This window comes from Hoylesella oralis ATCC 33269, from assembly GCF_000185145.2.
In the GTDB taxonomy this organism is placed as follows: Bacteria; Bacteroidota; Bacteroidia; order Bacteroidales; family Bacteroidaceae; genus Prevotella; species Prevotella phocaeensis.
Genome location: NZ_GL833119.1, coordinates 1191187 through 1212889, shown reverse-complemented (window position 1 = coordinate 1212889; position 21703 = coordinate 1191187). Strand labels below are relative to the sequence as shown.

Below are 21703 nucleotides of genomic sequence, written 5' to 3'. Positions count from 1 at the left end.
TTGGGATACTCGGACTCGAACCAAGAATGACAGGACCAGAATCTGTAGTGTTACCATTACACCATATCCCAATTAAGAACAAATCCTTCTGATTTGCAGTGCAAAGTTAGCTCTTTTTTTTGAATTGGCAATGGTTTTCTCTACTTTTTTACCCCAAAAAACGCAAATAAGGGATAGCTTTTCGCGAAATTCCGATAATTAACTGTAACTTTGTAGCATATTAATATGTAGATCATTAAAAAATCAATGGAACAAATAAAGCTATTGGTTAAGACAATTACCAAGGGGATACAAGAGAAGAAGGGACAAGATATAACCATCGTAGACCTACAAGGTATCGATGGCACCATTGCCAACTATTTTATTATTTGTCAGGGAAATTCGCCTACACAAGTAGAGGCTATTACCGAATCCGTAGGCGACACGGTAAGACAGGATACCGGAGAAAAGCCGGTAAATGTGGCAGGTTTGGGCAATAACCAGTGGGTAGCCTTAGACTATGTAGATGTGCTTGTACACATATTTCAACCGGAAATCCGTACTTTTTATGATTTGGAGAACCTTTGGCAAGACGCCAAACTGACGAGAATTCCTAATTCAGAGGAATAAAAAAATAATTGGCATAGCTTTTGAATGTAAGCCATAATAAACATTTTTATCGAATTATGGACAAAAACAACAATCATTTTAACAATAACGAAGAGCAACCTAAGATGCCTCGGTTCAACATGAACTGGTTTTATGGCATCGCAATTATCATCGCCCTTGTTCTCTTTTACATGGGAAATGGCGACTCCTTGGCCGGCGGAGGCGGCAGTCAGATAGCCACCTACACCAAGTTTAAGCAATACGTAGCCAAAGGATATGCCAAGAGTGTCGTCATTAATAAGAACGATAGTAAACTGAAATTGTACATTAAAGAGAAGAATATACAGGATGTTTTCCACATGAATGCCAAACAGGTGGGGCAAAATCCCTACGTCAGTGTTGAGTTCGGTTCCGTTGATGGACTGGAACGATACCTCACTTCAGCACAACAACAAGGCAAACTTGTAGACTTCAGCTACGATAACAAAGATAGCAGTGTCATGACGCATTTGCTGTTTAACGTGTTACCTTGGGTATTCATTCTGTTTCTTACACTGTGGTTTTTACGACGTATGGGCGGTGGAGCCACAGGAGGCGGCGTATTCAGCGTAGGCAAGAGTAAGGCAAGAATGTACGAAAAGGGCAACGATCTTGGCATAACATTTAAAGACGTTGCCGGACAAGCCGGTGCCAAACAGGAGGTTCAGGAGATTGTAGAGTTCCTGAAAAACCCGAAGAAATATACTGAGTTGGGAGGAAAGATCCCCAAGGGAGCCCTCTTGGTTGGTCCTCCGGGAACAGGTAAGACACTTCTTGCCAAGGCCGTTGCCGGCGAAGCGGGCGTTCCGTTCTTCTCAATGAGCGGCTCCGATTTTGTTGAAATGTTTGTCGGTGTGGGCGCGAGCCGCGTCAGAGACGTATTCCATCAAGCAAAAGAAAAAGCTCCATGCATTATTTTCATCGACGAGATCGATGCCGTAGGCCGTGCACGTAGTAAAAATCCATCGATGGGAGGCAATGATGAGCGTGAAAACACGCTGAACGCATTGCTTACAGAAATGGATGGTTTCGGCACCAACAGTGGTGTAATCGTGCTCGCAGCCACTAATAGAGCCGATATGTTAGATAAGGCTTTATTGCGTGCAGGGCGCTTCGATCGCCAGATTAATGTAGACCTACCCGACTTGCAAGAACGAAAAGAGATTTTCCAAGTGCATCTGAAGCCCGTCAAAACCGACAATTCATTGGATATAGATTTCTTGGCTCGTCAAACTCCCGGGTTCTCCGGAGCAGATATAGCCAATGTATGTAACGAGGCTGCACTTATCGCTGCACGGCACGATAGCAAGACGGTAAGCAAGCAAGACTTTTTAGATGCCGTCGACAGAATTATCGGCGGGCTCGAAAAGAAGACAAAAGTAATGACGGCAACCGAGAAACGTACCATCGCTATTCATGAAGCCGGGCACGCTACAATCTCTTGGTTCTGCGAACATGCCAACCCTCTTGTCAAGGTATCTATAGTACCTCGCGGGCAAGCACTTGGCGCCGCGTGGTATTTACCCGAAGAACGACAGATAACAACCAAGGAACAAATGCTCGATGAGATGTGTGCTTTACTTGGCGGTCGTGCAGCAGAAGAACTCTTCACCGGCCATATTTCGACCGGTGCAATGAACGATCTCGAACGTGCTACCAAAAGTGCATTCGGCATGATCGCTTATGCTGGCATGAGTGATAAACTGCCCAACATCTGTTATTACAACAATCAGGAATACCAATTCCAACGTCCTTATTCCGAAACAACGGCGAAAATCATGGACGATGAGGTGTTGAAAATGATCAATGAGCAGTATGATCGTGCAAAAAGAATACTTACCGAACACCAAAAGGGGCACGAAGAACTTGCCAATTTGCTGATTACTCGTGAGGTTATCTTTGCCGAAGATGTGGAACGTATCTTCGGAAAGCGCCCTTGGGTGAGCCGTTCACAGGAAATATTCGATGACAATGCCAAACTAAGAGACGATAAAGTGAAAGAACTTCCGGAAGTGAAAGAGGCCATGGAAGCTCATGACAAGATGAAAAAAGAAACCGAAAACAAAGAAAATTAATATGTCGGATAAACTGAAGAACCTAATTACGCGAACGATAAGCGGTGTTATCTTTGTAGCCATCATGGTTACAGGCATCTCGTTCCGTCCCGAAGTAATGATGCTTTTGTTTGCAACCATCACGGGTATGACCATTTGGGAGTACACCAATTTGGTAAACCAATTACCGGATGTTACCGTAAATCGCTTCATTACTACTGCGGCCGGCGTGTATTTTTTCCTTGCCGTAGCAGGTTATTGCAGTGGAATTATTCCTTCTGCCGGTTTCATTCCTTACCTTCTTACGGTAGTTTATCTGTTTATCAGCGAGCTGTATACCAAAAACAAGAATGCCATTCACGACTGGGCCTATACCATGCTTTCGCAGATGTACATAGCCCTTCCGTTCTCTATGATCAACGTATTGGCGTTCCGGTTGCAAGCAACAGGTGCGGTACATTACGATTTCGTACTGCCGCTGAGCGTGTTCATCTTTCTTTGGACGAACGACACCGGCGCCTATTGTGCCGGTTCGCTTTTCGGCAAGCATAAACTTTTCCCCCGTATATCGCCCGGAAAAAGCTGGGAGGGCTCCATCGGAGGCGGCATTACGGTACTGATAGTTGCAGCAGTTGTTGGATATATCGCAAACAGCGGTGGAAACACGCATGCGCTCAACATAGTCCAATGGCTGGGACTCGGCCTTGTTGTCGTATTCTTCGGCACATGGGGCGACCTTGTAGAGTCGCTTTTCAAACGTACACTCGGTATTAAAGACAGTGGGAACATACTACCCGGCCACGGCGGTATGCTCGACCGTTTCGACTCTTCGCTAATGGCAATCCCCGCTGCCGTTATTTATATCTATACAATTACATTGTTCCGATAAGATCATATATAATAATAAGGTGGGCAATCCTATAAGATTGTCCACCTTATTGTTTTCTACCTGCCTGCTTAAATCAATAAGATAATTTTAGTCCGAGGAAATAGCAACGCGGTAATCCGGGCCCATAAATATAAGCAGAGTCGCGTCCCCATCCTCTATCAAAGTCTTTCTGATAAGCGTTGGTTACGTTTTGAATGCCGCCATTCAGCTGCATTTTTACGTAGTTCGTTATAGGTATATCGTATGCCAGCTTCATATTCAGCGACAAGAACGAAGGAGTATTCACGGCAATTGGCGATATATCCGTGCCATTTTCCAATGTATGGGCGGCATGTCCTACAAGCATGCTTCCTGTATAGTTACCCGTAAGGGACGCAGAGAAACTTCTAACAGGCGTAAACGAAGCTGTAAAATACCCATATGTATCCGGCGTGCGCAGTATTCTCCTCTCCTTGGGGGCCTTATCGTTCCATTCTTCGGGCTGATCGTACCTACTTTTCTGCAAAGTGATACCGGCTTGCAACGAGAACCACGACGTAAGAGCGGCACGAGCTTCCATGTTCAATCCAAATACTTTGGCACCCCCGCTGTTATAACGTTCCTGTATATCGTTGCCTTCCGCGTCTTTACGATCGAGTGTACGGAGCGCGAATTTGTCTGTAAGCAATGTGTAAAAGGCTTCGATGAGGAAATTAGTCTGCACAGAACCAAAGTTTCTGTACATATCTGCCGAAACACTGAAGCTATGAGAGCGTTCCTCTTTCAGATTGGAGGCCAGTTGAGTAACGATACGTTCACCGCCTGCGAAGCCTACATGTAGATCCTCGTCAAATGCCTGCGGTGCACGAAATCCTCCGGAGTAGCTTGCACGTAAATTAACATTATCCGACGGGTTCCACCGCACATTCACTCGTGGACTGAAGATAACATGCCCGATCAGATTATGCTTATCGAAGCGTCCGCCAAGAAGAAAACTCCATCGCCGGTTTTTCCACTCGTTTTGAAAATAACCGCTGGCAACACGCACCTTTTGATCGAGCAGATGATTGTAACCCACAATCAGGTCATGCAACCCATCATAACTATATTCCGCCCCTATAGTGAGATCCGACGGCATCATGAGCAGTTTGTCGAAGCTATGCACATACTGCGAACCAAAGATATACGTAAAATCTTTCGTACGACCGTATGCCTTGCGGGCCGTCTCCACATCATCTGGAGTACCCTTACCTATACCGCCGTAATAACTCTTGCGCAACGTATTCGAAAACGAGAAATAAGCCTTGAGTCGATCTTTTGCATCATGCGAAATAAAATCGTAGGCCAAGTTTCCGCTATTTACCTCGTGGTCGCCCTGTTCAGCTATATTAGCCTCGTGCGGAGCAAGTTCGAGGCGATTGCCTCCCCTGCGGAATTCGCTTGTATTATGATACTGCAATGTGAGTTTCGAATAGGAACTGAATTTATAGAAAGAGCTAAAACCAACCGTCTGATTACGTAGGTTCGGCAGCTCAGTATAGCCATCTCCGTCGTGATCGTAGCCCGGTCGATAATGATGCTGCCCGTAAACATAAAAGCCCACTTTACCGTCTTCTGTCACCAAAGATGCATTGGCGGTGGTATTGTTCTCATAGCCACCCTTGCCGTTAATAGAGGTTATCGTATGTGCAAGTTCAGCCGAATTGCGCAACGGCTCCTTGGTAATCACATTGATAGTACCGCCAATCGCCGATGCCCCATAGAGAGCCGAACCTCCGCCACGTACCACTTCTACGCGATCTATCATGTTTGCCGGAATTTGTTCTAAGCCATATATACCGTTGAGCGAACTGAAAACAGGTCGAGAATCTATCAATATCTGCGAATAATGGCCGTCTAATCCATTGATGCGTACCTGTGAAAAACCGCAATTCTGGCAGTTATCCTCCGTTCTTACGCCCGGCTGAAAGTTGAGTCCGTGCGACAGACAAGCAGAATTCGTAACCTCGAAAGTTTTCGTATCCACCACATTCACCAGTGCAGGGGCCTCTCTGCGCAATGTTTGCGAACGGTTTGCCGTGGTTACAACCTCATCGAGCGATATTGCATCGGCAGTCAGTTCGAAGTTAAGCTCTAAGGTTTTACCCGCAACTGTCGTTATTTCGCGCTTTGAAGTACGGTAACCCAGCAGTTTCACCTCAATGGTACACGTACCAATCGGCAGGTGTTTCAGAAAATAATGCCCCGTCGCATCGGTCGATGTTTCAAGTGTAGTGCCGTTCACCGCCACATATACGTAAGGCAGATGTTCATTTGTTTTGGCATCCACCACATGCCCGAATACATTGGCATCGGTACCTGTGTCGGTCGTATTGTCGTCTGCCGCCCATAGGGTCCCCGGCAAACACAAGAATAATGATAATAAAATGTAAAAAGTAGATTTATTCATATATAAAAATTAAGTAAATTAATTACTGCCTATGAGGCCTTTCACACATGCAAAGTTACACACTGTGGATTGTTCCCGCAATACCTAAAAGCCATGATTTGGAAAAATAAGAACGTCAAAAGACAATTTTGACAAACAAAAATGGTATTTGCAAAAACCATATTTCTATGTCTTACAGACTATTACCTTTACAACACGCTTTACAAACCGCCATTCTGTCAGTTTTACAAACTACCCATAAGTAGGCATGTAAAGCAACACAGATCATACGAACGCCTCCCCTATCTGTATTACACATGCTGCCTACGCCCACCGGACATATCATCTAACCCTTTTGGAACCACTATCTATATCGAATAAATATATGCCTCAACTAAATCGGCACACACGTTTCATATAGATAAAGGCATCTTGCGACATGCCCGTATGCATGAATATCGACAGAAATTCGCGCAACAATGCAATAATAAGAATAAATAATTAAACAGACGATCAAATGCACGAAAAGACAAGAATACCCTTATATCATCATACAAATGATATTTATATCCTATTAGCGAACAGCATTTTACAAGAATACAGGCAAACGACAGTAAAAAAATACAACTTGTCAGGTATTACAATAAATACCATCCGAATAATATCCGGTAACGAGAGAACATCCAGTATACGATACTCTATACAAGCCCATCCAGATGTATTTTCAAATCTTGCAATTGATCTCTTACAGATATCAACGTTTCCAAAACCTCGGAACTCTTATCTACACCCTGCCGATTTTCGTTAAGCATTTTTCTTGCAGCAGCAAGTTTAAAGCCGCGCACCTTCACCAAATTGTAGATAAGTCTTATTTGTTCAATATCTTTTTCGGTATATTGACGGATTTTATTCTGGACAGATGTCTTCGGCTTGAGTTGTGGGAATTCCGTTTCCCAATACCTAAGCGTGCTCTCGTTAATATCGAACTTTCGAGCCACCTCGCGTATCGAGTAATACAACTTCGTATTTTTATTTGCATTTAACGCCATAGACAGTAGCTTTTTATTGATTTATTTGCAAAAATAACGAAAACAAAGTATCTTTGCAACACTTTTAGATGAAATTTAAATATTAAAGCAGAAATAAAGATGATGACAGCGAACGAAATCCGTGATTCGTACAAGAAGTTCTTCGAATCGAAAGGACACGTTATCGTACCATCGGCACCTATGGTGATTAAAGACGATCCCACGCTGATGTTTACGAACGCAGGTATGAATCAATGGAAAGATATTATCCTCGGAACCAAGCAGCCCGAACCGCGTCGGCGCACCGACTCACAGAAGTGTCTGCGCGTAAGTGGAAAGCATAACGATTTGGAAGAAGTAGGACACGACACATACCATCATACCATGTTCGAGATGCTTGGCAACTGGAGTTTCGGCGACTATTTCAAAGAAGGGGCCATCGATTACGCTTGGGAATATCTTGTAGAAGTGCTGCATCTCGATCCAAAAGACTTGTATGTAACGATTTTCGAGGGTTCTCCCGAAGAAAATATTCCGCGCGACGATGAGGCAGCCCGATATTGGGCAAAACATTTGCCGACCGATCATATCATAGAGGGAAACAAACACGATAACTTTTGGGAAATGGGGGATACAGGCCCCTGCGGTCCATGTACTGAAATCCATGTAGATTCGCGTACTCCGGAAGAGAAAGCAAAGGTGCCCGGAAGAGAACTTGTGAATAAAGACAATCCGCAGGTGATAGAGATATGGAACGTGGTTTTTATGCAATTCAACCGCAAGGCAGACGGCTCTCTTGAACTGCTTCCCATGCATGTCATCGATACCGGAATGGGCTTCGAGCGGTTGGTGCGCATGCTTCAAGGCAAACATTCCAATTACGACACAGATATTTTCCAGCCCATCATTCGGGAGATATCGCGCCTGTCGGGCAAGAAATATGGCGAGCACGAAGATATCGATGTGGCCATGCGCGTGGTGGCCGACCATCTGCGTGCGGTAGCGTTCTCCATTGCCGACGGTCAGTTGCCGAGCAATGCCAAAGCCGGATATGTTATTCGCCGCATTCTCCGCCGTGCCGTGCGTTATTCCTACACGTTCCTCGACCAGAAAGAGGCATTCATGTATAAGTTATTGCCCGTGCTGGTTCGTGAAATGGGTGCCGCCTATCCTGAACTTTCGGCACAGCAAGAACTAATTGCACGGGTAATGAAAGAGGAAGAAGACAGCTTCCTACGTACCTTGGAGAAGGGCATCAATCTGCTGAATGCAGCCATGAACGAATTGAAAGCGGCAGGGAAAAACTGCCTTGATGGTGCGCAGGCTTTCCGTCTGTTCGATACCTATGGCTTTCCGCTCGACCTTACCGAACTCATTTGTCGTGAAAACGGCTTCACTGTAGATGAGAAACAGTTCGATAAGGAGATGGAGAAACAGAAAGCGCGTGCGCGTAATGCCGCCGTCGTTGAGAACGGAGATTGGGTTGTGTTACGCAAAGGAGAACAGCAATTCGTGGGGTACGACTACACAGAACACGAGTGCCACATTCTTCGCTACCGTCAGGTGACACAGAAAAAGAATACGTTTTTCGAACTTGTACTCGACTATACACCGTTCTATGGCGAAATGGGAGGACAGGTAGGCGACCAAGGTGTGCTGGTGAACGGGAACGAGAAAGTGGAGATTATCGATACCAAACGAGAGAATAACCAAAGCATTCATATCGTCAAACAATTGCCCAAAGAGCCCTCGGCAGACTTCATGGCATGTGTAGACACCGAGAAACGTGATGCCAGTGCGGCCAACCATACCGCAACGCACCTGTTGGATTATGCCTTAAAGCAGGTGCTTGGCGATCATGTAGAGCAAAAAGGTTCGTATGTTTCACCCGATACATTGCGCTTCGATTTTTCGCATTTCCAAAAAGTTACGGACGAAGAAATACGACAGGTAGAACGGATGGTCAACGAAATGATCCGTCAGGACTTCCCTCTCGATGAGCACCGAGACACTCCGGTGGAGGAAGCAAAGAAGATGGGGGCGGTGGCTCTCTTCGGAGAGAAGTATGGCGACAAAGTTCGAGTAGTGCGTTTTGGCCCGTCGTGTGAGTTCTGTGGAGGCATTCATGCCAAGAGCACGGGGCGCATAGGTATGTTCAAAATTATCTCTGAAAGCAGTGTTGCCGCCGGCATCCGGCGCTTTGAAGCTATGACAGGCAAGATGTGTGAGGAAACTTACTACGCACTGGAAGATACGTTGAAAGACATCCGTACGCTGTTCAACAATGCTAAAGACCTGCGAGGCGTTATCGGTAAGTATATCGAAGAGCACGATTTGATGAAGAAAGATATAGAAAAATTCCACGCACAGACTGTGGAACGTACTAAAGATGAGGTTATCAAGCGTGCTACGATAGTCAATGGAACCACGGTGGTAAGGTCTATTCTGCCCATTGAACCGTCTGCTGCCAAGGATTTGGTATTCAAAATTCGCGAGGCAATCCCGCAAAATCTCGTCTGTGTCATAGGCTCCACGGTTGGTGACAAACCACTGTTGAGCGTCATGCTCAGCGATGATATGGTAAAAGAACACCACCTGAATGCCGGACAGATGATCCGCGAAGCTGCCAAACTCATACAAGGTGGCGGTGGCGGACAGCCCCACTATGCGCAGGCAGGCGGTAAAAATATCGACGGAATTAATGCTGCTGTCGACAAGGTAATAGCATTGGCAAACTTGTAAACAAAATAATCTGTCAAAATAAATCGGTCGTATCTCTTCAGAAAGATACGACCGATTTATTATTTCAATATGGTTTCTATGAACAGCAAGAAGCCTTTCATAAAATCGAGTTTTATCTGAAAAATACCATTAATGTTGGTATTTGACATAAATTGTTATGGCAATCTCCTTCTCATCAAGCCTTAGGAAGTGAAAGTACATAGAAATATAATATGAGTCATATATGATATCTTACTGTTCTCCTCCCTTGGGATGAAAGGAAGAAGTTGCCTACTTAACAAGCCTATTTAACCACTCAAAGAGCTCGTTAAGTGCGTAGTCGCCGCTGTGAGGGCGGTTCCAAGGAAGTTTGAAATTTACATCTTTCCCCGCATTCTGCAACTTCATCGCCAAGTTGATAGGCACGGAAAAGGCGGTATCTCGGTCTCTCGCACCATGACGGATATACCAATGTTGCGCCACGGTCGACCGGTCGTCGCCGATAAAGTTCATAGGGTTCAGCAGTCTCACGTTCTCTTTCACGTTCTCTGCGATGGCTTTTCCTGTTTTAGAAGCCGCAAACACCGTAAAATTAGCATTACTCCCGCTGGCATCTCCGAACTCTCCGTTCTCGCCACTTGCAGCAGCTCCGCCCACCATATAGCTGTCGAATGCCGGCACCCCCTTCAATGCAGTAACGTCAGACACATAATTCAGGTACTTCGACATATCTAAATCGGTGATATACTCTCCTACTTGTTTCTTCTGTATAGCCGGCATCTTATTCCCTTTTGTAGGCAAACTGGGCATTACACCACCATTGAGCGGAGGCATCCAACCGGCTTCATTGCTGAAACGGAAGCCGATACTGTCGGGAATATCTGCCCCTGCATCCTTGGCAAATTGCGCACTCTCAATAAGCAACTGTTTGATGTATGCGAGATAGTTGTCGGCCGTAAGCGGCGTACCGTCGGGCTTATGCAGGGTAAGACTATTGACATAAACGGGAAACAACGCGGAAAGCTCCGCCGAAATCTGCTTTGCAGTGATATTGGCAAGTGCTTGTCGGCTTGACGTGTTCCCATAAAGCCACTCATAAGCCATATCGGCATGCTCTAAATCCGTAATCGGACAGAAACACACACTGGCAAACACGTCGTCTCGAACCGGCGCCGCACCCATTTCAACAAGATACTTTTCGTATGCCGGATTGTTACCCGTGGCGCCCAACAGTGCCGACATGGCGCCGCCGGCGCTTGTGCCATCGGTAATTATCTTCTCGGCATCGCCCGAGATTTCTTTATCGAAATATCTTAAATACCTTACTGCTGCCTTCAGATCGAGCAATGCCTTCGGTGCACGTCCCGTATAAACGGTCTTCTTACCTCGCTTTACAGTGGAGTTACGCCCGCGACTTCCGGGTATTACAACCACATAACCCTCCTGCAAGGCCCGCCCCGTGGCATCGCCAGCCTGCGGATATCCTGCCTCTGAAGCCATATAACCGCCCACATAGGTGCGCATGAAAATGGGTGAAGACTGGGTGGCTCCCTCAGGTACGAAGATGTTGAGATACTGATAGGTGGAGTCTTCTACTTGGGTAACAAAATAGAGTTTCGTGTATGCGGTGTACTTCAACTGCTGCCCTTGCGGCATGGTAAGCTCTCCGGACAGCCCTTTACCGGCATCGAACGTCAACTTCGGTGCAACTTTCTTTGCTGTTACGGCACCCGATATGCACGTTGCAGCAACAACAAACATAATAATTCTTTTCTTCATATTTCCACTATATATAATTTCACCTTGCGGAACAATGTTTACGGCATCCGGATACAATTTACATATCAGTACTGTTTTAGAACTTCACAGCGCGGATGATTCCACCATAACTTCTGTGAATAAGACGGCAAGAGCCCCTATTCGTTTAATGGTTAAACCCTTATTTTAACATCTTTTTCTTATATTCAGATTACATGGTAAAAAGGTATTATTATACTGTATTGGGGACAGAAAATAAAATAATGGGAATTCAACGAACTATAGATATTTGTAAATTTAAGGATTAAAGATAAATTGTAGTGTCGAGTTACAAAGAAATGTAAACGGAAACCGCTTTGTTTACAGGATATAAAATAAACGGGAATTTGATGGATTCCCGTTTATTTAGTTTCGTTTCCATCTCTGTTATAGACCTTTAATCCAGTCTTTTCAAAGTTTGAAAGACCATTCTTTCCTTTTATATAGAACTTAATAAGACACAAATTCGATGCACTTACGTTAAGTTAATATTGCACCACCTTAATATCTGCGAAATGGTCATTAACCCATCCATATACATAAAGCGTACGTCTTTTCCCTGTATGATTGGGAGTAGCCATTAGTTCTAATTGAGTATCAACAAATCTTTTACATTTTACTGTCAACCATTCATAAGTAACTTTTAACGAGTCAGCTTTGATACCCCCTTGAGGGCCGGCCCCTTCACCGTTATAGTTGGCAACTTCTATACTGTAACAACTGCTTGTTCCTGAACAAATTTTAGTTCCTCCTTCCCTTCCAAATGTCACTTTAGAAGGATAACCGAAATTATTTTCAGTATCACATGAAGCCAGCAGAAGCGGAACTAATAAAAACGCAATTAATATATTTCTTTTCATAATCATAATTGTTATATCGGTTTGGCATATCTTATTATACGCACATGATGGTTATATTTTGTCTTCTCCTTGCCCATCCAAGGGTAATCGTTATCGTCAGGCATCAGGGAAGTCAGCTACATATATCACATTGTCTACATCATTTGTTGCAGCTGTACGTGTAGCAATACAACTTCGTCATCTGAACTTTGACAAGCATTTACCCCCATCAACATTACCATCGCGAACGATAGATTAAATAACGATTTTGTTTGCATAATAATATTTTATTAAAAAGATAGAAATATCATTCGTTGCTACAAAAATAGAAAAATGTTCTTATAATCTTCAAAAATATTATAAAAAATTATACATATAAAAACGGATATTCGCAAATATTAACACAGCCTATTGGCGGAATTTATTCGGTGCATGCTTGACCTTCCCAACGAGTTTGCCATTAATAAAATGGACATATTGCAGCATTGTAAATGCATTAACTTTTTTATTCCGCCAACGGGTAGAAATAAAAAAAGAGAAAGACCGAAGCCTTTCTCTCATTACGTTTTGTCTTGAATGCCTGTAGAACCGCTTAATAATTCTGGGCTTCTATCTGGAAGAAGCTCTGCGGATGGTTACAAACGGGGCATACTTCTGGCGCTTTCTTGCCCACAACGATATGTCCGCAGTTGCGACATTGCCAGATACAAGAGCCATCACGGGCAAAAACAACGGCGTCTTCGATGTTTTTCAGCAGTTTGCGATAGCGCTCTTCGTGGTGTTTCTCGATGGCACCCACGGTACGGAATTTCACAGCAAGCTCCGGAAATCCCTCTTCCATGGCATCTTTCGCCATCTGATCGTACATATCCGTCCACTCGTAGTTCTCACCATTGGCAGCTTCGAGCAGGCATCCGGGTGTAGAAGGTATATCGCCTTCGTGCAGAAACTTGAACCATAACTTGGCATGTTCTTTCTCGTTATGCGCCGTTTCCATAAAGATGTCGGCAATTTGTTCATAGCCTTCTTTCTTTGCTTTCGAGGCAAAGAACTGATACTTGGTGTGAGCTTGACTCTCGCCTGCAAAGGCTGTCTGAAGATTTTTCTCCGTCTTGGTTCCCTTCAACGCCTTCGGATCGAAAACCTTGAACTTGTCTGATTTGGCATGGCATACCGGACATTCTGCCGGAGCCTCCGTTCCATCGTAGATGTACCCACATACGGTACAGATAAATTTTCTTTTCATAATGCTTTGTATAAATTAAATAAAATCTCTGATATCCTTTCTTAATCCGGCAGTCGGGGATATTCACATATCCCTGTCCGTGCATTCGGAGCGTCTTCTGCCTAAGTGTTACAAAGATAGGTATTTTAAGAAGAAACGCAAAATATATTTGTAATTATTTTCAAAACGGTAAGGTAATACCTTTTTTATATCAATTTCGGTATATTGCAAGGATATGTATATGGTACCACACCATACGCCATCTGCAAATTGAAATGCTATCTATTACTATCAAACGATATTCCTACCGACTTTACACAGTATGCCTATCTGCGACAGATACGCCGTTTGCCTGCGACTGTCATCACAATGCTCTCCGACATTTTTCTCCAATATTCGCCGTATCGGAAAAAAGTTGTATCTTTACAGCCGCATAACAGTTTAACAAAATTATATGATGAAACGAATTATTCTGATGCTTACGGCCGCACTGATCGTGGCCGGAGCGACCGCACAGAGCAGTATTTACGACATAAAAGTAAAAGATGCCGACTACAAAGAGGTAAGTTTGAAACAATACGAGGGCAAGGTGTTGCTCATTGTGAACACGGCCACCAAGTGCGGATTTACGCCGCAATACAAAGAACTCGAGGCTCTATACGAGAAATATGGCGACCGCGGGTTGGTAATCCTCGACTTTCCCTGCAATCAGTTCGGCAATCAGGCACCCGGAACCTACAGGGAAATCCACCAATTCTGCACGGCTAATTTCGACATACAGTTCCCGCAGTTCCAGAAAATCGACGTCAACGGCCCCGAGGAGTCGCCTCTATACACGTTGCTCAAACAGAAACAGGGCTTTAAAGGGTTCGGCAATGGCCCGAAGGCACAAGGCATGCACCGGATGTTGCTCGGTCAAGACAAGGATTATGCAACGAAGAGCAGCATTAAATGGAACTTCACCAAGTTCTTGGTAAACCGTAAAGGCAACGTAGTGCAGCGTTTCGAGCCTACGGAAAGCATTTCGGAAATAGAGAAAGCCGTCGAAAAACTGCTCTGACAATTACAACATTACGCTCTTATGGCATATACAATGACGCTGTTTAAAAACTGAACGGTGTCATTGTGTGTATCTTTTCGTTGTATAAATCGGCCGTTACGAGCTTCCCGCGCAGACTTCTTACCTGCGGGAAACCGAAAAAATAGTCATCCTGCGTGGTGTACCAACCGTAGTGTTTCAGTTCGGCTATACTGCGTATTCGGCGGTTCAGCACATTTACATAGCGCGGATTTACCACCGAAAGCATGCTCCTTCCGTCGGTCAGAGCAATGGCCAGCACGAGATATCGCTTGGGCTTTCGTGCCTGTTCGGCCACCTGTTTTCCTTGCATCCGTGTGCTTACGCTGATATTCCACCCGTGTTTTCGGTTCAGCGCCTCCATCATGCCGCGAAACACGGTGCCGTGGGGCGATGTATCGCGCAATCCGGTGTAGGCAATCGAGTAATGTATCATCTCATGAAACAGCACATTCTGGTAATCGCGCTCGCTCATGTCGTAGTAATTGCTTAGGTGTATGGCGTAATCATAGAAGCGTTTGCGCCCGAAAGAAAGTTGTCTTTTGCACGTCATGGAGCCCAGTCGGGTGCGTGAACGCGACAGAGAAAGGCGCGGCACGGGCAGTCCGCCGCCGAAATACTCGCGGTTGAACTCCGCGAACCACCGCTCCATCCACTCTACGGTTATCTGCATAAATATCCTGTTGGTTTTATATTTATCCCACAAACAGAGTTTACAAAAAAGTCCACCGTTAAGGACGATGGACAAACCTAATGTTTTCACAACGGAATAATCCTTATTGTGATTTGCTAAAATTAGTAATACAAAAATACAGTTTTATTTGTATATCGGCAAAACATTTCCGAATATTTTTCATATTTTTGTAAAATAATACTAATATTATACCATCATGAAAAAAATACTCGGCCTTGATCTTGGCACCACAAGCATTGGGTGGGCTCTCGTCAATGAAAAAGAAAACAATGAAGAACTGTCGTCTATTATTCGTTTAGGTGTAAGGGTAAACCCTCTGACGGTAGATGAAAAGTCGAATTTCGAAAAGGGAAAAGATATTACTACCAATGCCGACCGCACGAAATGCCGCAGTGCACGGCGAAATCTGCAACGGTTTAAACTGCGGAGAGAGGCTCTTGCCGACTGCCTGAAACGGCATGGACTGATGACAGATGAAACACCTTTATGCGAAACAAATAACAGCATAATATTTAAAACTTATAGTAACAGGGCCAAAGCCGTATGCGAGAAGATAGCTTTGGACGACTTTGTACGCGTGCTGTTCATGATCAATAAGAAGCGCGGATATAAGAGCAGTCGCAAATTGAATACGGATGACGAAGGCACACTGGTAGACGGTATGGACGTGGCCAAACTTCTCTATAACGAACAGATAACCCCGGGAGAGTATCTGCTGCGACTGTTCAAGAAAGGGAAAAAGACTCGTCCGGACTTCTACCTATCCGACTTGAAAGCCGAATTGGAACGCATTTGGGATTTTCAGCGCACATTCTATCCGGAAATTCTATGCAACGCATTAAAAGAAGACCTGAAAGGTAAGAGCCGCACACAGTCGTCGGCTATCTTCTATGCAAAGTATAAGGTGTCGACAGCCAAAATAGCCGGCAAAGACAAGCGCCTGCAGGAACTTACATGGCGCACGGATGCACTGCGCAAACAACTTACGATAGACGAAGTTGCATATGTAATCTGCAGCATCAATGGCGAGGTAAACGGTTCGAGTCAACGCCTAAGCATGATCAGCGATCGCAGCAAATTGTTGTATTTCAACCATCAGACAATCGGGCAATATCTGATGCAGAGATTAGAAGAAAACCCGAATGCCGGACTCAAAAATATCATATTCTATCGACAAGATTACGAAGACGAATTCAATGATATATGGAATAGTCAGGCTACGTACCATAAAGAGCTGACACCGGAACTGAAAAAAGAAGTAAAAGACATTATCTTTTACCAACGCGGGCTGAAGAGTTGTAAATGGCTTATTAACTACTGCGAGCTGGAACATGAGGAAATCGAGGTGAAGACACCCGAAGGAAAACTGCGCAAAATAACCATCGGAAGCAAAACATGCCCCAAATCTTCGCCGCTGTTTCAGGAGTTCAAGATATGGCAGGTACTGAATAATCTGCAAGTGAGTCCGCTGAATAGCCGAAGAAAAGCCAAAAGGAAAAAAGATGAGGAGCCGTCGCTATTCTCGGATGAAGATATGAACACGGCGTGCAGATATCTGAACGAGGAAGAGAAACTGACGCTTTTTAAAGAGTTAAGCATCAAAAAAGAGCTCAAAAAGAAAGACGCTTTGAAACTCTTGTTTGAGAATTATAAAGAGTTAGACCTTAATTATAAAGTCATCAGCGGCAACGTTACAATGGCAAACCTTTATAGGGCGTTTCAAGATATTATCAGTTTGACCGGAAACGGAGAGTTCGACTTCCAAGCCATGCCGGCAGAAGAAGCAGAGAAAACCGTAGAAGAAATTTTCGGTGGGCTGGGCTACAAGACGGCTTTCCTGCACTTCGATGCGAGCCTGCACGATAAAGAATTCGAGAGGCAACCTGCTTATCGTTTGTGGCATTTGCTCTATTCGTATGCGGGAGACCAATCGAAAACCGGCATCGAAGCATTGGTAAAGAGAATTCAAGAGCTGTGCGGTTTCGAACCGGAATATGCCCGCATACTGGCCAATATATCGTTTATACCCGATTACGGTAACCTAAGTTCGAAAGCAATGCGCAAAATTCTTCCTTACATGCAGGACGGATATGAATACAGCGAAGCGTGTAGCAAGGCGGGATATAGACATTCTGCAAGTTCTCTGACAAAAGAAGAAATCAATAAGAAGAACTATAAGACGCATTTAGACGAAATAAAACGTAACAGTTTACGTAATCCGATTGTCGAAAAGATATTGAACCAAATGGTAAATGTCGTAAACTCTGTTATCGACACTTATAGCAACATAGACGAAATAAGAATAGAAATGGCGCGCGAACTCAAAAAGAGCAAGCCCGAAAGAGAAGATATGTCGTTTGCCATCAGCAAAGCAACGAAAGAGACAGAACGCATAAAGGGAATACTCGAACAAGAGTTTAAAATACAACATGTTACGCGGAACGATATCATTCGTTACCGACTTTACGAAGAATTAAAGCCCAACGGATATAAGACTTTATACTCTAATACTTACATTCCACGTGAGGATTTATTCAGTAAAAAGTTCGATATCGAACATATCATCCCCAAGGCAAGACTGTTCGACGATTCGTATTCAAACAAAACACTCGAACTTCGAGACATCAATATCGAAAAAGGTAACCAGACGGCATATGATTTTGTATTGTCGAAATATGGAGAAGAAGGCCTTTATAAGTATGAACAACGTGTAGAAGAGTTCAAGAAAAACAATGAACAAGCGGGTACCAAATGCAGAAAGTTGCTTATGCGAGAGGCGGATATCCCGTCTGACTTTCTTAATAGAGACTTGAACGATTCGCAATATATCGCCAAAAAGGCACATGAACTGTTGCGGGAAATCGTTCCTACAGTAACTGCTACCACCGGCTCTATTACCAATAGACTGCGCGAAGACTGGAAACTGGTGAATGTTATGAAAGAACTTAATTGGGAAAAATATGATAAATTAGGTTTGACAGAAGAATATAAAGACAAAGACGGGAATACTGTACGGCACATCAAAGATTGGACAAAACGAAACGATCATCGGCATCATGCTATGGATGCACTCACTATAGCATTTACCAAACCGAGCTTTATTCAGTATTTGAATAATCTGAATGCGCGGAGTAACAGGGGTGGTTCGATCTACGGAATAGAACAAAAAGAACTGGAAAGAGAGAACAACAAGCTTGTTTTTATTCCTCCTATCGATCCCAAGATATTCAGGAAACAGGCAAAAGAGCATTTAAGTAATATTCTTATTTCTATTAAAGCAAAAAATAAGGTCGTTACAAAGAATGTAAATAAGACGAAATCTAAGAGTGGTACCAATAGAAAAGTACAGCTCACTCCACGTGGGCAATTGCATCTTGAAACTGTATATGGCAAGATAAGAACCTACAAGACAGAAGAGATAAAAGTCGGCACAAAACTGACAGAAGAACTCATTGCGAAAGTTGCCGACAAGAAAATCAGGGAAGCGTTGATGCAAAGACTGTCCGAATACGGAGGCAATATAAAGAAAGCATTCCAAAATATATCGAAACACCCTATATGGTTGAATGGTTCGCATACAAAACATGTGCCCGAGAAAGTGAAAATCGTGTTCTTTGAAGATGTATTTACAATCAGAAAAGCCATCACACCGGATATTAAAATAGATAAGGTTATCGACTCTAAAATACGCCGTATTCTTCAAGAAAGATTGAATGAATTCGGCGGTGAAGCATCGAAAGCATTCTCTAATCTTGATGAAAATCCGATATGGTTCAACAGAGATAAAGGAATTGCAATTAAAAGTGTTAAGATACGAGGCATTGCAAAAGGAACGGCAATCAGAGTGAAAAAGGATATTCACGGTAAGACTATTATCGGAAATAATGGCTATCCTGTAGCGAATGATTATGTGAACACCGGTAATAACCATCATGTTGCTATCTTCCGAGATAAAGATGGAAACCTGCAAGAACATATCGTTTCGTTCTATGAAGCAACGGCAAGAGCTATTCAGAACTTGCCGATTGTGGATAGAAACTATAATTCTGAAAAAGATTGGAAGTTTTTATTCTCCATGAAACAGAATGAATATTTTGTATTCCCTAATCCAAATACGGGGTTCAATCCATCTGAAATCAGCCTTAAAGACGAAAAGAATTATGCATTGATAAGCCCGAATTTGTTTAGAGTTCAGAAACTCAGTCATTATTATTATGTCTTTAGACATCATCTTGAAACGAATGTTGATACAAACCTTCAGCTTAAAGATATAACGTGGAAACGTATAACTGCAGTAAATAATCTGACAGGTGCGGTTAAAGTACGTATCGATCATTTGGGAAGAATTGTAGATGTTGGCGAATATAAATAAATCTATTGCAGTATGATAAAGAAGACATTGTATTTCGGTAACCCTGCTTATCTGTCGTTACGAGACTCGCAATTGATCATCAAGTTCCCAGAAATTGTGAAGCCGGATAATATTGCGGAAACGATAAAAAATGAGTCTGTTGTATCAAGACCTATAGAAGATATCGGTATTTTGGTGCTCGACAACAAACAGATAACGGTAACATCCGGCGCATTAGAGGCTTTGCTGGAAAATAACAGTGCGGTTATTACATGTGATTCCCGTTCTATGCCTGTAGGACTTCTGCTCCCTTTGTACGGAAACACGACGCAAAATGAACGATTTCGTCAACAACTTGAGGCTTCACTGCCATTGAAAAAACAGCTTTGGCAACAAACTGTACAGTATAAAATCAATAATCAGTCTGCTATATTGGCACAGTGTACGGGACACGTTCATAAGAATATGCGGGCTTGGATCAACGAAGTAAGAAGCGGAGATCCTGACAATATGGAAGCCAGAGCGGCAGCATATTATTGGAAGGTTCTGTTTGCAGACATAGAAGACTTTACCCGTGATCGCGACGGAATTCCTCCCAATAATTTTCTTAATTACGGGTATGCCATTCTTAGAGCAACAATTGCACGCTCTTTAGTGGCAAGCGGCTTGCTGCCAACCTTAGGTATTCATCATCATAACCGATACAATGCCTATTGTTTGGCTGACGATATCATGGAACCTTATCGTCCGTATGTTGACAAATTAGTCTATGATATCTTTCATGAGACGGGGAAAGAGGAATTGACAAAAGACATTAAGTCAAGATTACTTACAATTCCTACTCTGGATGTTATTATTGGAAGAAAAAGAAGTCCGCTTATGATTGCTGCCGGTCAAACTGCAGCTTCGCTTAATAAGTGCTTCAACGGAGAACTTCGTAAGATTTCTTATCCTGAAATAACATCATAATGGATAGACTGAGTGAATATAGAGTTATGTGGTTACTTGTTCTTTTTGATTTGCCGACAGATACAAAGAAAGACCTTCGGGCTTACACGCTTTTCAGGAAGAATCTAATAAAAGATGGCTTTACTATGTTTCAGTTCTCCATCTACGTACGTCATTGTGCAAGTATGGAAAATGCGGAAGTGCATAAAAAACGAGTAAAGTCATTCCTGCCTGAGTTTGGAAAAGTAGGCATAGTGTGCCTCACAGACAAGCAGTTTGGCAATATTGAATTGTTCTTTGGTAGTAAACCAACACCTCCAAATGCTCCCGGTCAACAACTGGAACTATTCTAATACAAAAGCGAATTCCATTTAAAATATGGAATTCGCTCCCTAAGAAACATCATTTTTTCTTTTTCCAATATCGTTATAAAACATTGAATCACACAATATTATGTAACTCCTGATGTTTCCGATATTGCAAAGATAGTAATTTTAAAGCAAATCACAACTCAATTGCCCAAGCATTTTGCGTACTAATTGATGTTTCCGATATTGCAAAGATAGTAATTTTAAAGCAAATCACAACACATCATCGCTGTGCCCGAACTCCTCGATAGATGTTTCCGATATTGCAAAGATAGTAATTTTAAAGCAAATCACAACAACCCTCGGTGAAATTGCAGCTTTCATTGGGATGTTTCCGATATTGCAAAGATAGTAATTTTAAAGCAAATCACAACTAGTTCTCCCCTTACTTCTATGTAACCATTGATGTTTCCGATATTGCAAAGATAGTAATTTTAAAGCAAATCACAACAGCGTGTGGCCGTCACCGTGGCCAATAAAAGATGTTTCCGATATTGCAAAGATAGTAATTTTAAAGCAAATCACAACACCTCACGCGCTATTCGCTTTCTCCGAAGAGATGTTTCCGATATTGCAAAGATAGTAATTTTAAAGCAAATCACAACCGATACACCTATATATATTGAGATACCATCGATGTTTCCGATATTGCAAAGATAGTAATTTTAAAGCAAATC

The 21703-nt window shown here is 43.3% G+C and carries 15 protein-coding genes, 1 tRNA gene and 1 CRISPR repeat array (1 of these 17 cut by a window edge); of the genes, 8 read left to right on the top strand and 8 right to left on the bottom strand.

Annotated features, from left to right (window positions below; translation table 11 throughout):
- Nucleotides 1-71: transfer RNA gene (locus tag HMPREF0663_RS07600), tRNA-Gln, on the bottom strand.
- Nucleotides 72-246: 175 nt separating this feature from the next.
- Between HMPREF0663_RS07600 and rsfS the strand changes: the two genes are divergently transcribed.
- Genes rsfS through HMPREF0663_RS07585 form a run of 3 tightly spaced genes read left to right on the top strand, consistent with a single transcriptional unit; the run spans nucleotide 247 to nucleotide 3570 of the window.
- The gene (rsfS, locus tag HMPREF0663_RS07595; RefSeq protein ID WP_004369802.1) at nucleotides 247-609 is read left to right on the top strand and encodes a ribosome silencing factor; all 363 of its coding nucleotides are present in this window, start codon (nucleotides 247-249) and stop codon (nucleotides 607-609) included.
- A gap of 56 nt (nucleotides 610-665) precedes the next feature.
- On the top strand, nucleotides 666-2702 hold the full coding sequence (gene ftsH, locus HMPREF0663_RS07590) for an ATP-dependent zinc metalloprotease FtsH (protein ID WP_004369800.1): 2037 nt from the start codon (nucleotides 666-668) through the stop codon (nucleotides 2700-2702).
- Between the two features lies 1 nt (nucleotide 2703).
- Complete coding sequence (locus HMPREF0663_RS07585) at nucleotides 2704-3570, top strand: phosphatidate cytidylyltransferase (protein ID WP_004369799.1); 867 nt, start codon at nucleotides 2704-2706, stop codon at nucleotides 3568-3570.
- 73 nt (nucleotides 3571-3643) lie between these two features.
- Here the strand turns inward: HMPREF0663_RS07585 and HMPREF0663_RS07580 are convergent, their stop codons facing one another.
- Nucleotides 3644-5998, bottom strand: a complete 2355-nt coding sequence (locus tag HMPREF0663_RS07580) for a TonB-dependent receptor (RefSeq protein ID WP_004369797.1) — start codon at nucleotides 5996-5998, stop codon at nucleotides 3644-3646.
- Between the two features lie 677 nt (nucleotides 5999-6675).
- Nucleotides 6676-7026 (bottom strand): MerR family transcriptional regulator, encoded by a 351-nt coding sequence (locus tag HMPREF0663_RS07575; RefSeq protein ID WP_004369796.1) that lies wholly within the window; start codon nucleotides 7024-7026, stop codon nucleotides 6676-6678.
- Between the two features lie 99 nt (nucleotides 7027-7125).
- On the opposite strand from HMPREF0663_RS07575, the gene alaS reads away from it, so the two are divergent.
- Complete coding sequence (gene alaS / locus HMPREF0663_RS07570; RefSeq protein WP_004369795.1) at nucleotides 7126-9747, top strand: alanine--tRNA ligase; 2622 nt, start codon at nucleotides 7126-7128, stop codon at nucleotides 9745-9747.
- A 270-nt stretch (nucleotides 9748-10017) separates the two neighbouring features.
- On the opposite strand, the gene HMPREF0663_RS07565 is transcribed toward alaS, so the two are convergent.
- The 4 genes from HMPREF0663_RS07565 to rbr form a co-directional block, all read right to left on the bottom strand.
- Entirely contained in the window at nucleotides 10018-11505 is a 1488-nt protein-coding gene (locus tag HMPREF0663_RS07565) for a subtype B tannase (protein ID WP_004369794.1), read from the bottom strand.
- 503 nt (nucleotides 11506-12008) lie between these two features.
- Nucleotides 12009-12383: a hypothetical protein gene (locus HMPREF0663_RS07560; RefSeq protein WP_016665255.1), complete on the bottom strand. Its 375-nt coding sequence runs from the start codon at nucleotides 12381-12383 to the stop codon at nucleotides 12009-12011.
- A gap of 134 nt (nucleotides 12384-12517) precedes the next feature.
- Nucleotides 12518-12640, bottom strand: coding sequence for a hypothetical protein (locus tag HMPREF0663_RS12265; protein ID WP_016665256.1), 123 nt, complete (start codon nucleotides 12638-12640; stop codon nucleotides 12518-12520).
- A 314-nt stretch (nucleotides 12641-12954) separates the two neighbouring features.
- The gene (gene rbr, locus HMPREF0663_RS07555) at nucleotides 12955-13608 is read right to left on the bottom strand and encodes a rubrerythrin (RefSeq protein WP_004369792.1); all 654 of its coding nucleotides are present in this window, start codon (nucleotides 13606-13608) and stop codon (nucleotides 12955-12957) included.
- 436 nt (nucleotides 13609-14044) lie between these two features.
- On the opposite strand from rbr, the gene HMPREF0663_RS07550 reads away from it, so the two are divergent.
- On the top strand, nucleotides 14045-14647 hold the full coding sequence (locus HMPREF0663_RS07550) for a glutathione peroxidase (RefSeq protein ID WP_016665257.1): 603 nt from the start codon (nucleotides 14045-14047) through the stop codon (nucleotides 14645-14647).
- Between the two features lie 43 nt (nucleotides 14648-14690).
- Here HMPREF0663_RS07550 and HMPREF0663_RS07545 read toward each other — a convergent pair whose 3' ends face one another.
- Nucleotides 14691-15338, bottom strand: coding sequence for a SprT-like domain-containing protein (locus tag HMPREF0663_RS07545; protein ID WP_040560298.1), 648 nt, complete (start codon nucleotides 15336-15338; stop codon nucleotides 14691-14693).
- A gap of 217 nt (nucleotides 15339-15555) precedes the next feature.
- Between HMPREF0663_RS07545 and cas9 the strand changes: the two genes are divergently transcribed.
- From cas9 to cas2, 3 genes are read left to right on the top strand one after another with little or no spacing between them, the layout of a single operon-like run.
- Nucleotides 15556-19731, top strand: a complete 4176-nt coding sequence (gene cas9 / locus HMPREF0663_RS07540) for a type II CRISPR RNA-guided endonuclease Cas9 (protein WP_004369789.1) — start codon at nucleotides 15556-15558, stop codon at nucleotides 19729-19731.
- A gap of 12 nt (nucleotides 19732-19743) precedes the next feature.
- A complete protein-coding gene (gene cas1, locus HMPREF0663_RS07535; RefSeq protein WP_004369788.1) occupies nucleotides 19744-20679 on the top strand; it encodes a type II CRISPR-associated endonuclease Cas1 in 936 nt (311 codons plus the stop codon).
- The gene (cas2, locus tag HMPREF0663_RS07530) at nucleotides 20679-21011 is read left to right on the top strand and encodes a CRISPR-associated endonuclease Cas2 (protein ID WP_004369787.1); all 333 of its coding nucleotides are present in this window, start codon (nucleotides 20679-20681) and stop codon (nucleotides 21009-21011) included. Before cas1 ends, cas2 begins: the two co-directional genes overlap by 1 nt.
- 111 nt (nucleotides 21012-21122) lie before the next feature.
- Nucleotides 21123-21703: direct repeats of the CRISPR family, unit length 47 nt; unit sequence GATGTTTCCGATATTGCAAAGATAGTAATTTTAAAGCAAATCACAAC (it continues 1537 nt past the right edge of the window).

What these genes read in the sequence shown, in the direction of transcription:
- rsfS (WP_004369802.1), top strand. Translation starts at nt 247, where the DNA reads ATGGAACAAATAAAGCTATTGGTTAAGACAATTACCAAGGGGATACAA.
- HMPREF0663_RS12265 (WP_016665256.1), bottom strand. Translation starts at nt 12,640, where the DNA reads ATGCAAACAAAATCGTTATTTAATCTATCGTTCGCGATGGTAATGTTG.
- ftsH (WP_004369800.1), top strand. Translation starts at nt 666, where the DNA reads ATGGACAAAAACAACAATCATTTTAACAATAACGAAGAGCAACCTAAG.
- HMPREF0663_RS07560 (WP_016665255.1), bottom strand. Translation starts at nt 12,383, where the DNA reads ATGAAAAGAAATATATTAATTGCGTTTTTATTAGTTCCGCTTCTGCTG.
- HMPREF0663_RS07545 (WP_040560298.1), bottom strand. Translation starts at nt 15,338, where the DNA reads ATGCAGATAACCGTAGAGTGGATGGAGCGGTGGTTCGCGGAGTTCAAC.
- cas2 (WP_004369787.1), top strand. Translation starts at nt 20,679, where the DNA reads ATGGATAGACTGAGTGAATATAGAGTTATGTGGTTACTTGTTCTTTTT.
- HMPREF0663_RS07585 (WP_004369799.1), top strand. Translation starts at nt 2,704, where the DNA reads ATGTCGGATAAACTGAAGAACCTAATTACGCGAACGATAAGCGGTGTT.
- HMPREF0663_RS07580 (WP_004369797.1), bottom strand. Translation starts at nt 5,998, where the DNA reads ATGAATAAATCTACTTTTTACATTTTATTATCATTATTCTTGTGTTTG.
- rbr (WP_004369792.1), bottom strand. Translation starts at nt 13,608, where the DNA reads ATGAAAAGAAAATTTATCTGTACCGTATGTGGGTACATCTACGATGGA.
- HMPREF0663_RS07575 (WP_004369796.1), bottom strand. Translation starts at nt 7,026, where the DNA reads ATGGCGTTAAATGCAAATAAAAATACGAAGTTGTATTACTCGATACGC.
- cas9 (WP_004369789.1), top strand. Translation starts at nt 15,556, where the DNA reads ATGAAAAAAATACTCGGCCTTGATCTTGGCACCACAAGCATTGGGTGG.
- HMPREF0663_RS07550 (WP_016665257.1), top strand. Translation starts at nt 14,045, where the DNA reads ATGAAACGAATTATTCTGATGCTTACGGCCGCACTGATCGTGGCCGGA.
- HMPREF0663_RS07565 (WP_004369794.1), bottom strand. Translation starts at nt 11,505, where the DNA reads ATGAAGAAAAGAATTATTATGTTTGTTGTTGCTGCAACGTGCATATCG.
- cas1 (WP_004369788.1), top strand. Translation starts at nt 19,744, where the DNA reads ATGATAAAGAAGACATTGTATTTCGGTAACCCTGCTTATCTGTCGTTA.
- alaS (WP_004369795.1), top strand. Translation starts at nt 7,126, where the DNA reads ATGATGACAGCGAACGAAATCCGTGATTCGTACAAGAAGTTCTTCGAA.